This is a genomic window from Pseudomonas sp. PAMC 26793 (assembly GCF_000313235.1).
In the GTDB taxonomy this organism is placed as follows: Bacteria; Pseudomonadota; Gammaproteobacteria; order Pseudomonadales; family Pseudomonadaceae; genus Aquipseudomonas; species Aquipseudomonas yamanorum.
The window spans coordinates 102,038-116,873 of sequence record NZ_AMXG01000015.1 but is presented as its reverse complement, the minus strand read 5'-3'; the positions used below and the strand labels follow the sequence as shown (position 1 = coordinate 116,873).

At 61.5% G+C, this 14,836-nt stretch carries 11 protein-coding genes; 9 read left to right on the top strand and 2 right to left on the bottom strand.

The window, feature by feature from the left end; genetic code table 11:
- Positions 1–37: 37 nt before the first annotated feature.
- Positions 38–1,387: a CoA transferase gene (locus tag D109_RS0103570; protein WP_017475707.1), complete on the top strand. Its 1,350-nt coding sequence runs from the start codon at positions 38–40 to the stop codon at positions 1,385–1,387.
- A 122-nt stretch (positions 1,388–1,509) separates the two neighbouring features.
- Here D109_RS0103570 and D109_RS0103565 read toward each other — a convergent pair whose 3' ends face one another.
- Positions 1,510–2,373 (bottom strand): DNA-3-methyladenine glycosylase, encoded by an 864-nt coding sequence (locus tag D109_RS0103565; RefSeq protein ID WP_017475706.1) that lies wholly within the window; start codon positions 2,371–2,373, stop codon positions 1,510–1,512.
- Positions 2,374–2,375: 2 nt separating this feature from the next.
- Positions 2,376–3,803 (bottom strand): arginine-ornithine antiporter, encoded by a 1,428-nt coding sequence (gene arcD / locus D109_RS0103560; protein ID WP_017475705.1) that lies wholly within the window; start codon positions 3,801–3,803, stop codon positions 2,376–2,378.
- Between the two features lie 451 nt (positions 3,804–4,254).
- On the opposite strand from arcD (D109_RS0103560), the gene arcD (D109_RS0103555) reads away from it, so the two are divergent.
- The 8 genes from arcD (D109_RS0103555) to gcvP all read left to right on the top strand — a co-directional run bounded on the left by arcD (D109_RS0103555) (position 4,255) and on the right by gcvP (position 14,712).
- Positions 4,255–5,682: an arginine-ornithine antiporter gene (arcD, locus tag D109_RS0103555; RefSeq protein ID WP_026077760.1), complete on the top strand. Its 1,428-nt coding sequence runs from the start codon at positions 4,255–4,257 to the stop codon at positions 5,680–5,682.
- Positions 5,683–5,706: 24 nt separating this feature from the next.
- On the top strand, positions 5,707–6,963 hold the full coding sequence (gene arcA, locus D109_RS0103550; RefSeq protein ID WP_017475703.1) for an arginine deiminase: 1,257 nt from the start codon (positions 5,707–5,709) through the stop codon (positions 6,961–6,963).
- An 11-nt stretch (positions 6,964–6,974) separates the two neighbouring features.
- On the top strand, positions 6,975–7,985 hold the full coding sequence (locus D109_RS0103545) for an ornithine carbamoyltransferase (RefSeq protein WP_017475702.1): 1,011 nt from the start codon (positions 6,975–6,977) through the stop codon (positions 7,983–7,985).
- A 150-nt stretch (positions 7,986–8,135) separates the two neighbouring features.
- The gene (gene arcC, locus D109_RS0103540) at positions 8,136–9,065 is read left to right on the top strand and encodes a carbamate kinase (protein ID WP_017475701.1); all 930 of its coding nucleotides are present in this window, start codon (positions 8,136–8,138) and stop codon (positions 9,063–9,065) included.
- An 18-nt stretch (positions 9,066–9,083) separates the two neighbouring features.
- Complete coding sequence (locus D109_RS0103535) at positions 9,084–9,446, top strand: DUF5064 family protein (RefSeq protein ID WP_017475700.1); 363 nt, start codon at positions 9,084–9,086, stop codon at positions 9,444–9,446.
- A gap of 118 nt (positions 9,447–9,564) precedes the next feature.
- The gene (locus D109_RS0103530) at positions 9,565–11,073 is read left to right on the top strand and encodes a sigma-54-dependent transcriptional regulator (protein WP_017475699.1); all 1,509 of its coding nucleotides are present in this window, start codon (positions 9,565–9,567) and stop codon (positions 11,071–11,073) included.
- A 398-nt stretch (positions 11,074–11,471) separates the two neighbouring features.
- The gene (gene gcvH / locus D109_RS0103525; protein ID WP_005790845.1) at positions 11,472–11,855 is read left to right on the top strand and encodes a glycine cleavage system protein GcvH; all 384 of its coding nucleotides are present in this window, start codon (positions 11,472–11,474) and stop codon (positions 11,853–11,855) included.
- A gap of 10 nt (positions 11,856–11,865) precedes the next feature.
- Positions 11,866–14,712, top strand: coding sequence for an aminomethyl-transferring glycine dehydrogenase (gcvP, locus tag D109_RS0103520; RefSeq protein WP_017475698.1), 2,847 nt, complete (start codon positions 11,866–11,868; stop codon positions 14,710–14,712).
- The last annotated feature ends 124 nt before the right edge of the window (positions 14,713–14,836 follow it).

The following is a 14,836-nucleotide window of genomic DNA, read 5'->3' as shown; positions in this document are numbered from 1 at the left end:
TCTTCTATGATGGTCCTTCTCATAAGGAGGGCCTTTGATGACTGATCTGCTCACCCCCATCCAGGAAGCACTCGACTTACCCGTCACCCCGCTGGCCTTTACCGAAGCCGGCGCCCTGCCCTCGACCTTTGCCGTCACCGAACTGGCCAGCGCCAGCATCGGTGCGGCGGGCCAGGCGGTTGCCCAGTTGCTGCTACAGCAAACCGGGCGCCTGCCCTCGGTGACCGTGGACCGGCGCCTCGCCTCATTCTGGTTCTCCTCATCCCTGCGTCCCGATGGCTGGACCACACCGCCGCTGTGGGACCCGATTGCCGGCGACTACGCCTGCGCCGATGGCTGGATTCGCCTGCACACCAATGCGCCACACCATCGAGCCGCCGCTGAACGCGTACTCGGGCAGGTCGCTGACCGTGATGCGATGGCCGCGAAGGTCGCCCAATGGAACGCCGCCGAACTGGAACAGGCGATTGTCGAAGCCAACGGCTGTGCGGCGCAGATGCGCTCGTGGCCAGACTGGCAGCTGCACCCACAAGGTTTGGCGGTCAATCAGGAACCGCTGGTCCATCGCCAGACCTTTGCAGCCCTCAGCGACAAACCCTGGCTGGGCTCGGTGGCAAGGCCATTGGCGGGGATCAAGGTGCTGGACCTGACGCGCGTATTGGCCGGCCCCACTGCCAGTCGCTTTCTGGCAGGCCTTGGCGCCGATGTACTGCGCATCGACTCCCCTGACTGGAACGAACCCGGCGTCGTACCGGAAATGACCCTGGGCAAACGCTGCGCCCGCCTGGACCTGAAGAACGCCGACGACCGCAAGACCTTCGAAAACCTGCTGAAGGACACCGACATTCTGCTGCACGGCTACCGCGCCGATGCCCTGGAGCAGTTAGGCTACGGTGAGGCCGCGCTACAAGCCATCGCTCCCGGCCTGATCGACGCCAGCCTCAATGCCTATGGCTGGAGCGGCCCATGGCGCAATCGCCGAGGGTTCGACAGCCTGGTGCAGATGAGTACCGGGATTGCCGAGGCCGGCAGGCAGTGGAAAAAGTCGGACAAGCCGGTGCCGCTGCCATTGCAGGCACTGGATCACGCCACCGGGTATTTGATGGCGGCCAGTGCAATCCAGGCCTTGAGTGAGCGATTGAAATCCGGGCGCGGCGGTTCAGCGCTGCTGTCCCTCGCGCGCACGGCAAAACTGTTGGTGGACGCAGGGCAAGTCCCGGAACAACTACCGCTGCGAGCCGAAGAACCGGGCGATCAAGGCTTGGTGGTGGAGCAAACAGCCTGGGGCCCGGCCCACCGGTTGCTGCCCCCGGTGACCATCAGCGGGACACCGTTGCAGTGGGATTTGCCAGCAGGTGAACTGGGTTCACATCGGGCGAAGTGGTGACCAGGATCCTGTGGCGAGGGAGCTTGCTCCCGCTGGACTGCGCAGCAGGCCCCTGCTTTGGGGTCAATGGGGCCGCTTCGCGCCCCAGCGGGAGCAAGCTCCCTCGCCACAGGTATGCAGAATCAATCCACCCGGCTCAGTGATGTCCACAAATGCTGCGCCGCATAGGCTCTAAGCGGTCGCCAGGCCTCGGCCCGCGCCAGCAACTGGCGTGGGCTCACCGGCCCGCCTTCCAGCGCCACCAACGCATTGATCAAGGCGATATCCCCCGAGGCAAACGCGTCCTGCTCGCGCATCTGGCGCATGGCGATGTACTGCGCCGTCCAGTCACCAATCCCCGGTAATGCCACCAGCCGCGCCACCCCCTCCTTCAGGCTCGCCTTCGGCTGGAAAACCTGCGGGTCATCCAGTAAGGCCTGGGCCACAGCCGACAAGGTGCGCCCACGACTTTTTGGCATGCCGAGGGTTGCCAGGTCCGCCGCCGCCAGCACCTCGGCTGAAGGAAACACATGGGTCACACCGGCATGGGGCGTCACCAACGGCGTGCCGTACTGCGCCACCAGCTTGCCCGCCAGCTTGATCGCCGCTACCACGGTAATCTGCTGGCCCAACACCGCACGGATCGCCAACTCCAGCCCATCCCAGGTTCCCGGCACCCGCAGGCCGGGACGCGCCGCAACCAACCTCGCCATCAAAGGATCAGTCGCCAGTTGCCGGTTGATCCGTTTCGGGTCAGCCGACAGGTCAAACATGTCACGCAACCGCTGCTTGATCTCCGGCAACGCCGCCTGATTGGGGAAGTCCACCGTGACTTCAAGCCAATCACCGGCCCCCGGCGCCACGCTGAGCCACCCCTGCTGACCGTCGACACTGATACTGCGCGAGTACACGCCGCCGTCCACCGTCTCCAACCCGCTGATCGCCCGCGCCGACAAAAAGCCCAGCATGGCCGCCCAGTCATACGGTGCCTGATACGCCAGCTGCATCCTCACAACGACAACACTCCGCTGTACAACCCATACGCCGCCAGGCTCGCCCCGGCGATCACGCAGGCGAAAATGCCCTTTTCCAGGTGGGTAAACAAGGGCTGGCCCTGTTCACGCTTGGCCAGGGCAAACAGGATCACCCCCGGCGCATACAGCAACGCCGACAGCAGCAGGTACTTCAAACCACCGGCGTAAAGCAGCCACACTGCGTAAGCCAGGGCGATCAGGCTCACCAGCAGGTCCTTCAAGCGTTCGCCATGGGCACCTTCGTAGGTTTCACCGCGCCCGCTCAACAGCACCGCATAAGCCGCCGACCACAGGTAGGGTACCAAAATCATTGAGGACGCCAGGTAGATCAGGGTGGTGTAGGTGCTTTCCGAAAACAGCGTGATCACCAGAAACAGCTGGATCATCACATTGGTCAGCCACAATGCATTGACCGGCACCTGATTGACGTTTTCCTTTTTCAGGAACGCGGGCATGGTCTTGTCATGGGCGGTGGCATAGAGAATTTCAGCGCAGAGCAACGCCCACGACAGCAACGCCCCCAGCAGCGAAACCGCCAGCCCGACGCTGATCAACAGCGCGCCCCAGGGGCCGACGATATGTTCCAGCACCCCGGCCAGGGACGGGTTTTGCAGGTTGGCCAGTTCCGGCTGGCTCATGATCCCAAGGGACAGCAGGTTGACCAACACCAGCAGCGCCAACACGCCAAGAAAGCCAATCACCGTGGCCCGCCCCACGTCCGAGCGTTTCTCGGCCCGCGCAGAGTAGACGCTGGCGCCCTCGATGCCGATAAACACAAACACCGTGACCAGCATCATGTTGCGCACCTGGTCCACCACGCCGCCGAACTCAGGGTTGCTCAGGCCCCAGATATCCCGAGTAAAGATGTCGGCCTTGAACGCCACCGCGGCGATCACGATAAACATCACCAACGGCACGATCTTGGCCACGGTGGTGATCTGGTTGATGAACGCCGCCTCCTTGATCCCGCGCATCACCAGGAAATGCACAGCCCACAGCAATACTGACGCACAGCCGATGGCCACCGGGGTATTGCCCTGGCCGAACACCGGGAAGAAGTAGCCCAGGGTACTGAATAGCAACACGAAGTAACCGACGTTGCCCATCCAGGCACTGATCCAGTAACCCCAGGCGGATGAGAAACCCATGTAGTCGCCAAACCCGGCCTTGGCGTAGGCGTAGACCCCGGAATCCAGCTCAGGCTTGCGGTTGGCCAGGGTTTGAAACACGAAGGCCAGGGTCAACATGCCCACTGCGGTAATTCCCCAGCCAATCAACACCGCGCCCACTTCAGCCCGCGCCGCCATGTTCTGGGGCAACGAGAAGATCCCACCGCCGATCATCGAGCCCACCACCAGGGCGATCAAGGCGTTGAGGCGAAGCTTTTCTGACGCTTGGGACATGGATATTCCTGAAATAAAGAAACAGCGGTTGAGGCCACAAGCGTGCACTCAACTAATTTATCTAACGCCAGCAGCGTTTATTAGATATAGCGAATAAACCCTCACGCCTCATAACTTAAAGGCATGACAGTAAATAACCTTCAGACAAATTTATAATTTAAATAATGATTGAACTTTCGCGACAGTGAAGCGTTGCACACACCCTTTCCAAAAAGTTTGCATATCTGAAAAAAAGAACTAGCTTCAACCGTCCATACTAATGAGAAAACCTACTGTTTGAGACGTAGAAGCGCTCTACAACGAGCCTCTGCGTGGCGCCTGAGTGCCCGTACCTTTCATCATAAGTCATTAATTCACAATGGAATGTGCCAATGAAGTGATCTGAGTCAGCTGTTTGATTAGCGCACGGATTTATTCTGTGGTCTCTCTTCTCCTGCATTGGAGTCATGCGATGTCTGATTCTCCCGGAAAACTTCGATTAGGCGCACTGGTTGCACTTGTTGTGGGATCAATGATTGGTGGCGGGATCTTCTCACTGCCGCAAAACATGGCGGCCAGCGCCGATGTCGGCTCGGTATTGATTGGTTGGGTGATTACCGCCGTGGGCATGTTGACCCTGGCCTTCGTGTTCCAGACCCTGGCCAATCGCAAGCCCAACCTCGACGGGGGGGTGTACGCCTACGCCAAGGCCGGGTTTGGCGACTACATGGGATTCTCATCCGCCTGGGGTTACTGGATCAGCGCCTGGCTGGGCAACGTCGGCTACTTTGTGCTGCTGTTCAGCACCCTCGGTTACTTCTTTCCGATCTTCGGCGAAGGCAACACCCCGGCGGCGGTGATCGGCGCGTCGGTGCTGCTGTGGGCCGTGCATTTTTTGGTACTGCGCGGGATCAAGGAAGCCGCGTTTATCAACCTGGTGACCACCGTCGCGAAGGTGGTGCCACTGGTGCTGTTCGTGTTGATCGCGCTCTTCGCATTCAAACTGGACATCTTCACCGCTGACATCTGGGGTGCGAAAAACCCGGACCTGGGCAGCGTGATGAACCAGGTGCGCAACATGATGCTGGTCACCGTCTGGGTGTTCATCGGCATTGAAGGCGCGAGCATCTTCTCGTCCCGCGCCGAAAAACGCTCCGACGTCGGTAAGGCCACGGTGATTGGTTTTATCACCGTGCTGCTGTTCCTGATGCTGGTGAACGTGCTGTCCCTGGGGATCATGACCCAACCGGAACTGGCCAAGCTGCAGAACCCTTCGATGGCCGCCGTGCTGGAGCATGTGGTGGGTCACTGGGGCGCGGTGCTGATCAGCGTCGGCTTGATCATCTCCTTGCTCGGGGCGCTGCTGTCGTGGGTACTGCTGTGCGCGGAGATCATGTTCGCCGCCGCCAAGGACCACACCATGCCGGAGTTCCTGCGTAAGGAAAACGCCAACCACGTGCCGGCCAACGCCCTGTGGCTGACCAACGCCATGGTGCAGATTTTCCTGGTGATCACACTGTTCTCGGCCAGCACTTACCTGTCGCTGATCTACCTCGCCACCTCGATGATCCTGGTGCCTTACCTGTGGTCGGCGGCCTATGCACTGCTGCTGGCGGTGCGCGGTGAAACCTATGAAAGCGCCCCGGGCGAACGCCGCAAAGACCTGCTGATCGGCGCCATCGCGTTGATCTACGCGGTCTGGCTGCTGTACGCCGGTGGCACCAAGTACCTGTTGCTGTCCGCCCTGCTCTACGCCCCCGGCGTGATCCTGTTCGCCATGGCCAAGCATGAACTGGGCAAACCGATTTTCACCAACGTCGAGAAGCTGATTTTCGCCGCGGTCGTCGTAGGCGCCCTCGTGGCGGGCTATGGCCTCTACTCCGGCTTCCTGACCCTGTAATTATTGTTCACTGGAGGATCTGTAATGACCACGGAAAAAGTGAAGTACGGCGTACATTCCGAAGCCGGCAAACTGCGCAAAGTCATGGTGTGTTCCCCAGGTTTGGCCCACCAGCGGCTGACCCCCAACAACTGCGATGAACTGCTGTTCGATGACGTGCTGTGGGTAGCCCAGGCCAAGCGCGACCACTTCGACTTCGTGACCAAGATGCGCGAGCGCGACATCGATGTGCTGGAAATGCACAACCTGCTGACCGACATCGTCGCCATCCCCGAAGCGCTGGACTGGATCCTGGCGCGCAAGATCACCGCCAATCAGGTCGGCCTGGGGCTGGTCAATGAAGTCAGCTCGTGGCTGCGCAGCCTGGAGCCGCGCAAAGTCGCCGAGTTCCTGATCGGTGGCGTGTCGGCCGATGACCTGCCGAGCAGCTTCGGCGGCAAGACCATCGAGATGTTCCGCGACTTCCTCGGCCACTCAAGCTTCATTCTGCCGCCGCTGCCGAACACCCAGTTCACCCGCGACACCACCTGCTGGATCTACGGCGGCGTGACGCTGAACCCGATGTACTGGCCGGCACGACGCCAGGAAACCCTGCTGGCCAGCGCCATCTACAAATTCCACCCCGAGTTCACCAACGCCGACTTCCAGGTGTGGTACGGCGACCCGGACCAGGAACACGGCAATGCCACCCTGGAAGGCGGCGACGTGATGCCGATCGGTAACGGCGTGGTGTTGATCGGCATGGGCGAGCGTTCCTCGCGCCAGGCCATCGGCCAACTTGCCCTGAACCTGTTCAAGCACAAAGCCGTAGAACGCGTAATTGTCGCCGGCCTGCCGAAATCCCGCGCGGCGATGCACCTCGACACCGTGTTCAGCTTCTGCGACCGCGACCTGGTCACGATCTTCCCGGAAGTGGTCAACCAGATCGTCGCCTTCACCCTGCGCCCGGACGAGACCAAGCCCGGCGGCATCGATATCCAACGCGAAAAAACCAACTTCCTCGACACCGTCGCCGCCGCCCTGAACCTCAAGGCCCTGCGCGTGGTGGAAACCGGTGGCAACAGCTTCGCCGCCGAGCGCGAGCAGTGGGATGACGGCAACAACGTGGTGGCCGTGGAGCCTGGCGTAGTGATCGGCTACGACCGCAACACCTACACCAACACCCTGTTGCGCAAGGCCGGTGTGGAAGTCATCACCATCAGCGCCGGCGAACTCGGCCGCGGCCGTGGCGGCGGCCACTGCATGACCTGCCCGATCATTCGCGACCCAATCGACTACTAAGGAGATCCATCATGGCTTTCAACATGCGCAACCGCAGCCTGCTGTCGCTGATGCATCACACCACCCGCGAACTGCACTACCTGATCGACCTGTCCCGCGACCTCAAGCGCGCCAAATACACCGGCACCGAGCGTCCGCACCTGAAGGGCAAAAACATCGCGTTGATCTTCGAAAAAACCTCGACCCGCACCCGTTGCGCGTTCGAAGTCGCGGCCCACGACCAGGGTGCCCACGTCACCTACATCGACCCGGTGTCGTCGCAGATCGGCCACAAGGAAAGCATGAAAGACACCGCCCGCGTCCTCGGCCGGATGTTCGATGCCATCGAGTACCGTGGCTTTGAACAGGAAATCGTCGAAGAACTGGCCAAGTTCGCCGGCGTGCCGGTGTTCAACGGCCTGACCGCTGAATTCCACCCGACCCAAATGATCGCCGACACCCTGACCATGCGCGAGCACAGTGACAAGCCGCTGCATGACATCAGCTACGCCTACCTCGGCGACGCCCGTTACAACATGGGCAATTCGCTGCTGATGATCGGCGCCAAGCTGGGCATGGACGTGCGCATTGGCGCACCGAAAGCCCTGTGGCCCCATGCTGATTTCATCAAGCAGTGCCAGGAATTCGCCGAAGAAAGCGGCGCGCGCATCACCATCACCGAAGACCCGAAGGAAGCGGTGAAAGGCGTGGACTTCATCCACACCGATATCTGGGTGTCCATGGGCGAGCCGGTGGAAGCGTGGGACGAGCGCATCGAGCAACTGCTGCCGTACCAGGTCAACGCCAAGATGATGAAAGCTTCGGGCAACCCACGGGTGAAATTCATGCACTGCCTGCCGGCGTTCCACAACAGTGAAACCAAGGTCGGCAAGGACATCGCCGCGCGTTATCCGAACCTGGCCAACGGTGTGGAAGTGACCGAAGAAGTGTTTGAGTCCCCGGCCAATATCGCCTTTGAGCAGGCTGAGAATCGCATGCATACCATCAAGGCGATCCTGGTGTCGGCGTTGGCGGATATCTAAACCCACAACACAGTCAATGTGGGAGCGGGCTTGCTCGCGAAGGCGGCGTGTCAGTCGCTGCATCTTTCGCCGATACACCGCTTTCGCGAGCAAGCCCGCTCCCACATTTTGTCCTGTGTTCACAAGGCCGAATTTTAGAAGGATTGAATTATGCGTATCGTCGTTGCACTGGGCGGCAACGCCCTTCTGCGCCGTGGTGAACCCATGACCGCAGACAATCAACGGGCCAATATCCGCATCGCCACCGAACAGATCGCCAAGATCCACAGCGGCAACGAGCTGGTGATTGCCCACGGCAATGGCCCGCAAGTGGGCCTGCTGTCGCTGCAAGCGGCGGCTTACACCCAGGTGTCGCCCTACCCACTGGACGTGCTGGGCGCCGAAACCGAAGGCATGATCGGCTACATCATCGAACAGGAACTGGGCAACCTGCTGGACTTCGAGGTGCCGTTCGCCACGCTGTTGACCCAGGTCGAAGTGGACGCCAAGGACCCGGCTTTCCAGAACCCGACCAAACCCATCGGCCCGGTCTACGCCAAGGCCGAAGCGGAAAAACTTGCCGCGGAAAAAGGCTGGGCGATTGCCCCCGATGGCGACAAGTATCGCCGCGTGGTGGCCAGCCCACGGCCGAAGCGGATCTTTGAAATCCGCCCGATCCAGTGGCTGCTGGAAAAAGGCAGCATCGTGATCTGCGCCGGCGGCGGCGGGATTCCGACGATGTATGGCGAAGACGGCAAGCTCCAGGGCATTGAAGCGGTGATCGACAAAGACCTGTGCTCCTCCTTGCTGGCCGGGCAACTGGACGCCGATTTGTTGGTGATCGCCACCGACGTCAATGCCGCGTTTATCGACTTCGGCAAGCCCACTCAGAAAGCCATCGGCCAGGCGCATCCGGACGAAATCGAAAAGCTCGGCTTCGCCGCCGGCTCCATGGGCCCCAAGGTCCAGGCCGCCTGCGAGTTCGCCCGCCAGACTGGCAAAACCGCAGTGATCGGTTCACTCTCGGACATCGAAGCGATTGTCCAGGGCACTGCCGGCACGCGAATCAGCACGGCGAAACCCGGAATCACCTACCTGTGAAGTAGAGGAGAAATGCCTATGGCTACCTTTGAACCTGGTCACCTGCACATCGAACGCCACGCGCTGAACAAGGATGACTACAGCTACAACCTGTGCATCGACTACGAAGTCAGCCAGGACCCAAAGGAAGGCAAAGGAATGCTCTTCAAAATGCACGGCTCGGTGCAAGGCAAGGAGCTCAACGAAGAGTTTTTCCTGCCCAAGGACCAGTCGTTCGACTTCGCCCGGCATGCGATGAATATTGCTCAGAAATATGGCATGCCGAAGGTCGCGACGCTCAATGGCCAGATGCACAAGCAGTACGATTTGATGTTTGAGGATGTGCGGCACCAGTTGGATGTGAAGCCGGGAGATCCGGTCAAACCCGAACACCTCGAATAACCCGATTTCCCAAGCACCAACCATCAAATGTGGGAGCGGGCCCGCTCCCACATTTTGATCTCCATCTTCTCCAAGGCATACTTGCCACCTCTCGCTCGCCAGAACCGCTAACCGCCCCATGCGTATCCACGTCAGCTTCATCGACCGCGTCGGCATCACCCAGGAAGTCCTGGCCTTGCTCGGTGGGCGCAATCTCAACCTGGATGCGGTGGAAATGGTTCCGCCCAACGTCTACATCGACGCGCCGACCTTGAGCGCCGAGGTGCTGGAAGAACTGCGCGACGCACTGTTCAGCGTGCGCGGCGTGCAAGCCGTGACCGTGGTCGACATCCTCCCCGGCCAACGCCAGCACTTGCAACTCGACGCCTTGCTGGCCGCCATGACCGACCCGGTACTGGCCCTGGACAGCGCGGGCAAGATCCTCCTGGCCAACCCGGCCCTGATCGCCTTGTACGGCCGAGAGCCCGCAGGGGAAAGCATCAACGAACTGTTCGACGACCCAACGCTGCTGGCCACCCTGCTGGAACACGGCTTTCGCCTGGCCCTGCGGGAAATCAGCGTCAACGGCCAGACCTTGCTGCTGGACGCCACGCCGATCACCGATGCCGGCGCCCTGCTGACCCTGTACCAACCCAACCGCATCGGCGAACAACTCTCGGCGCTGCACCACGACCATGCCGAAGGTTTCGATGCGCTGCTGGGCGAGTCCCCGGCAATCCGCACCCTCAAGGCGCGGGCGCAACGGGTGGCGGCGCTGGATGCACCGTTGTTGATCCAGGGCGAGACCGGCACCGGCAAGGAACTGGTGGCCCGCGCCTGCCACGCCATCAGCGCGCGGCACAGTGCGCCGTTCCTGGCCCTGAACTGCGCGGCGCTGCCGGAAAACCTGGCCGAGAGCGAACTGTTCGGCTACGCCCCCGGCGCATTCACCGGCGCCCAGCGTGGCGGCAAGCCGGGGCTGATGGAACTGGCGAACCAGGGCACGGTGTTCCTCGACGAGATCGGCGAGATGTCGCCGTACTTGCAGGCCAAGCTGCTGCGGTTTCTCAACGACGGCAGCTTCCGTCGGGTAGGCGGCGACCGTGAGGTGAAGGTCAATGTGCGGATCCTCAGCGCCACCCACCGCGACCTGGAAAAAATGGTCAGCGAAGGCACCTTCCGCGAAGACCTGTTCTACCGCCTCAATGTGCTCAACGTCGAAGTGCCGCCCCTGCGCGAGCGCGGCCAGGACATCCTGCTGCTGGCCCGCTACTTCATGCAGCAGGCCTGCGCACAGATCCAGCGCCCGGTCTGCCGCCTGGCGCCGGGCACCTACCCTGCGCTGCTGGGCAACCGCTGGCCGGGCAACGTGCGGCAGTTGCAGAACGTGATCTTCCGCGCCGCAGCCATTTGCGAAAGCAGCCTGGTGGATATTGGCGACCTGGATATCGCCGGCACCTCGGTGGCGCGCCAGAGCGATGGTGAAGTCGACAGCCTGGAGCAGGCAGTGGAAGACTTCGAGCGCGGGTTGCTGGAGAAGCTCTATATCAGCTATCCGTCCACTCGCCAGCTGGCGAGCCGCCTGCAAACCTCCCACACCGCCATCGCCCATCGCTTGCGCAAGTACGGCATTCCCAACAAGCCCTGACTGAACGCGGTCAACATGTGGGAGCGGGCTTGCTCGCGAATGCATTGGGTCAGTCAATACATTCGGCACTGACATACCGCTTTCGCGAGCAAGCCCGCTCCCACATTTGATCTACGGCGCCCTCAAAAGCGACCTCCGTCTGTACTGAAAGCGCTACAGCGGAACGATATCGATACACACCGCCCCAGCCGTCGCTATGCAAGGCTTTGATCCTCATAGTCTTTTTTTCACCCTCTCAGCTGTAGCGATATCGCTACAGCCAGCGTTCAGACATCGCCAACCATAATCAGTAACCAATTGTTTTATAAGAATAAAAAAACATTGGCCGCGATTTTGCTAAGCAACTCCCCATTATTCCAATCCCGTCCACCAGACGAATCTGGCCCTGAGGAGTTTCCATGAGCGAGTTGCGCTTTACTGAAGATCACGAATGGCTGCGCGCCGAAGCCGACGGCAGCGTTACCGTGGGCATTACCGCTTTTGCGCAGAACGCGCTGGGTGATGTGGTTTTCGTGCAACTGCCTGAACTGCAGGCCTACGACAAGGGCGCAGAAGCCTCCACCGTTGAGTCGGTCAAGGCAGCCAGCGGCGTGTACATGCCGCTGGACGGCGAAGTCCTCGAAGTGAACGACAAGCTGGACGGCAGCCCCGAACTGGTCAACGAAGACCCGATGGGCGAAGGCTGGTTCTTCCGCTTTAAACCGGCTGATGCCGATGCAGTAGCTAAGCTGTTGGATCAGGATGCGTATGACCGCCTGATCAAAGCCAACGCTGAAGCCTGAGGAGCGCGCCATGACTAATCTGACCACCGCCAACGAATTCATTGCCCGCCACATCGGCCCGCGCCAGGACGACGAGCAACACATGCTCGCCACCCTGGGCTTTGATTCCCTGGAAGCCCTGAGCGCCAGCGTGATCCCGGAAAGCATCAAGGGCACCGCCGTGCTGGGCCTGAGTGATGGCCTGAGCGAAGCCGACGCACTGGCGTCGATCAAGGCGATTGCCGCCAAGAACGAGCTGTTCAAGACCTACATCGGCCAGGGCTACTACAACTGCCACACACCGTCGCCGATCCTGCGCAACCTCCTGGAAAACCCGGCCTGGTACACCGCCTACACGCCGTATCAGCCTGAGATTTCCCAGGGCCGCCTGGAGTCGCTGCTGAACTTCCAGACCCTGATCAGCGACCTCACCGGCCTGCCGATCGCCAACGCCTCGCTGCTGGACGAAGCCACCGCCGCTGCCGAAGCCATGACCTTCTGCAAGCGCCTGAGCAAGAACAAAGGCAGCAACGCGTTCTTCGCCTCCGTGCACAGCCACCCGCAAACCCTCGACGTACTGCGCACCCGTGCCGAGCCACTGGGCATCGACGTAGTCGTGGGCGACGAGCGTGAACTGACCGACGTCAGCGCCTTCTTCGGCGCCCTGCTGCAATACCCGGCGAGCAACGGTGACGTGTTCGACTACCGCGAACTGACCGAGCGTTTCCACGCCGCCAACGCACTGGTGGCCGTGGCCGCCGACCTGCTGGCCCTGACGCTGCTGACCCCGCCGGGCGAGTTCGGCGCCGACGTGGCCATCGGCAGCGCGCAACGCTTCGGCGTGCCGCTGGGCTTCGGTGGCCCGCACGCGGCGTACTTCTCTACCAAGGATGCGTTCAAGCGCGACATGCCGGGCCGTCTGGTCGGTGTGTCCGTCGACCGTTTCGGCAAGCCGGCCCTGCGCCTGGCCATGCAGACCCGCGAGCAACATATCCGCCGCGAGAAAGCCACCAGCAACATCTGCACCGCCCAAGTGCTGTTGGCCAACATCGCCAGCATGTACGCCGTGTATCACGGCCCGAAAGGCCTGACCCAGATTGCCAACCGCATCCATCACCTGACCGCGATCTTCGCCAAAGGCTTGAGCGCATTGGGCCTGGCAGTTGAACAAGCCCACTTCTTCGACACCCTGACCCTCCAGACCGGCGCGCAAACCGCCGCCCTGCACGACAAGGCCCGCGCCCAGCGCATCAACCTGCGTGTGGTCGATGGCGAACGCCTTGGCCTGTCGGTGGACGAAACCACCTCCCAGGCCGATATCGAAACCCTGTGGAGCGTATTCGCCGACGGCAAAGCCCTGCCAGACTTCGCCGCATTGGCTGCCAGCGTTGAAAGCACCCTGCCGGCCGCGCTGCTGCGCCAGTCGCCGATCCTCAGCCACCCGGTGTTCAACCGCTATCACTCCGAAACCGAGCTGATGCGCTACCTGCGCAAGCTGGCCGACAAGGACCTGGCCCTGGATCGCACCATGATCCCGCTGGGCTCGTGCACCATGAAGCTCAACGCCGCCAGCGAAATGATCCCGGTGACCTGGGCCGAGTTCGGTGCCCTGCACCCGTTCGCCCCCGCCTCGCAAAGCGCCGGCTACCAGCAACTGACCACCGAACTGGAAGCCATGCTCTGCGCAGCCACCGGTTACGACGCGATCTCCCTGCAACCGAACGCCGGTTCCCAGGGCGAGTATGCCGGCCTGCTGGCCATCCGTGCCTATCACCAGAGCCGTGGCGAAGAGCGCCGCGACATCTGCCTGATCCCGTCGTCGGCCCACGGCACCAACCCGGCCACCGCCAACATGGCCGGCATGCGCGTGGTGGTCACCGCTTGCGATGCCCGCGGTAACGTCGACATCGAAGACCTGCGCGCCAAGGCTATCGAGCACCGCGAACACCTCGCCGCGCTGATGATCACCTACCCGTCCACCCACGGCGTGTTCGAAGAAGGCATCCGCGAAATCTGCGGGATCATTCACGACAACGGCGGCCAGGTGTACATCGACGGCGCCAACATGAACGCGATGGTCGGCCTCTGTGCCCCGGGCAAGTTCGGCGGCGACGTGTCCCACCTCAACCTGCACAAGACCTTCTGCATTCCCCACGGTGGTGGCGGCCCGGGCGTTGGCCCGATTGGCGTCAAATCCCACCTGACGCCGTTCCTGCCCGGCCATGCCGCGATGGAACGCAAGGAAGGCGCGGTCTGTGCCGCACCGTTCGGCAGCGCGAGCATCCTGCCGATCACCTGGATGTACATCAGCATGATGGGAGGCGCGGGCCTCAAGCGCGCTTCGCAGCTGGCGATCCTGAATGCCAACTACATTTCCCGCCGCCTGGAAGAGCACTACCCAGTGCTGTACACCGGCAGCAATGGCCTGGTGGCCCACGAATGCATCCTCGACCTGCGCCCGTTGAAAGACAGCAGCGGCATCAGCGTGGATGACGTGGCCAAGCGTCTGATCGACTTTGGTTTCCACGCCCCGACCATGTCGTTCCCGGTAGCCGGCACCCTGATGATCGAGCCGACCGAAAGCGAATCCCGGGAAGAACTGGACCGCTTCTGCGACGCGATGATAGCCATCCGCGAAGAGATTCGCGCAGTGGAAAACGGCTCCCTGGACAAGGACGACAACCCGCTGAAGAACGCACCACACACTGCCGCGGAACTGGTTGGCGAATGGAGCCACCCATACAGCCGCGAGCAAGCGGTGTACCCGGTGGCGTCGTTGATCGAAGCCAAGTACTGGCCGCCGGTTGGCCGGGTCGACAACGTGTTTGGCGATCGCAATTTGGTGTGCGCTTGCCCGTCGATCGAGAGCTACGCGTAACCTAATGTGGGAGCGGGCTTGCTCGCGAATGCGGAGTGTCAGTTGATACATCTGGTGACTGACCCACCGCTTTCGCGAGCAAGCCCGCTCCCACAATTGGACCGAGTACATCCGATAAATAATA

Excerpts from the sequence above, each read along its gene's own strand:
- D109_RS0103570 (WP_017475707.1), top strand. The coding sequence starts at position 38 with ATGACTGATCTGCTCACCCCCATCCAGGAAGCACTCGACTTACCCGTC.
- D109_RS0103565 (WP_017475706.1), bottom strand. The coding sequence starts at position 2,373 with ATGCAGCTGGCGTATCAGGCACCGTATGACTGGGCGGCCATGCTGGGC.
- arcD (WP_017475705.1), bottom strand. The coding sequence starts at position 3,803 with ATGTCCCAAGCGTCAGAAAAGCTTCGCCTCAACGCCTTGATCGCCCTG.
- arcD (WP_026077760.1), top strand. The coding sequence starts at position 4,255 with ATGTCTGATTCTCCCGGAAAACTTCGATTAGGCGCACTGGTTGCACTT.
- arcA (WP_017475703.1), top strand. The coding sequence starts at position 5,707 with ATGACCACGGAAAAAGTGAAGTACGGCGTACATTCCGAAGCCGGCAAA.
- D109_RS0103545 (WP_017475702.1), top strand. The coding sequence starts at position 6,975 with ATGGCTTTCAACATGCGCAACCGCAGCCTGCTGTCGCTGATGCATCAC.
- arcC (WP_017475701.1), top strand. The coding sequence starts at position 8,136 with ATGCGTATCGTCGTTGCACTGGGCGGCAACGCCCTTCTGCGCCGTGGT.
- D109_RS0103535 (WP_017475700.1), top strand. The coding sequence starts at position 9,084 with ATGGCTACCTTTGAACCTGGTCACCTGCACATCGAACGCCACGCGCTG.
- D109_RS0103530 (WP_017475699.1), top strand. The coding sequence starts at position 9,565 with ATGCGTATCCACGTCAGCTTCATCGACCGCGTCGGCATCACCCAGGAA.
- gcvH (WP_005790845.1), top strand. The coding sequence starts at position 11,472 with ATGAGCGAGTTGCGCTTTACTGAAGATCACGAATGGCTGCGCGCCGAA.
- gcvP (WP_017475698.1), top strand. The coding sequence starts at position 11,866 with ATGACTAATCTGACCACCGCCAACGAATTCATTGCCCGCCACATCGGC.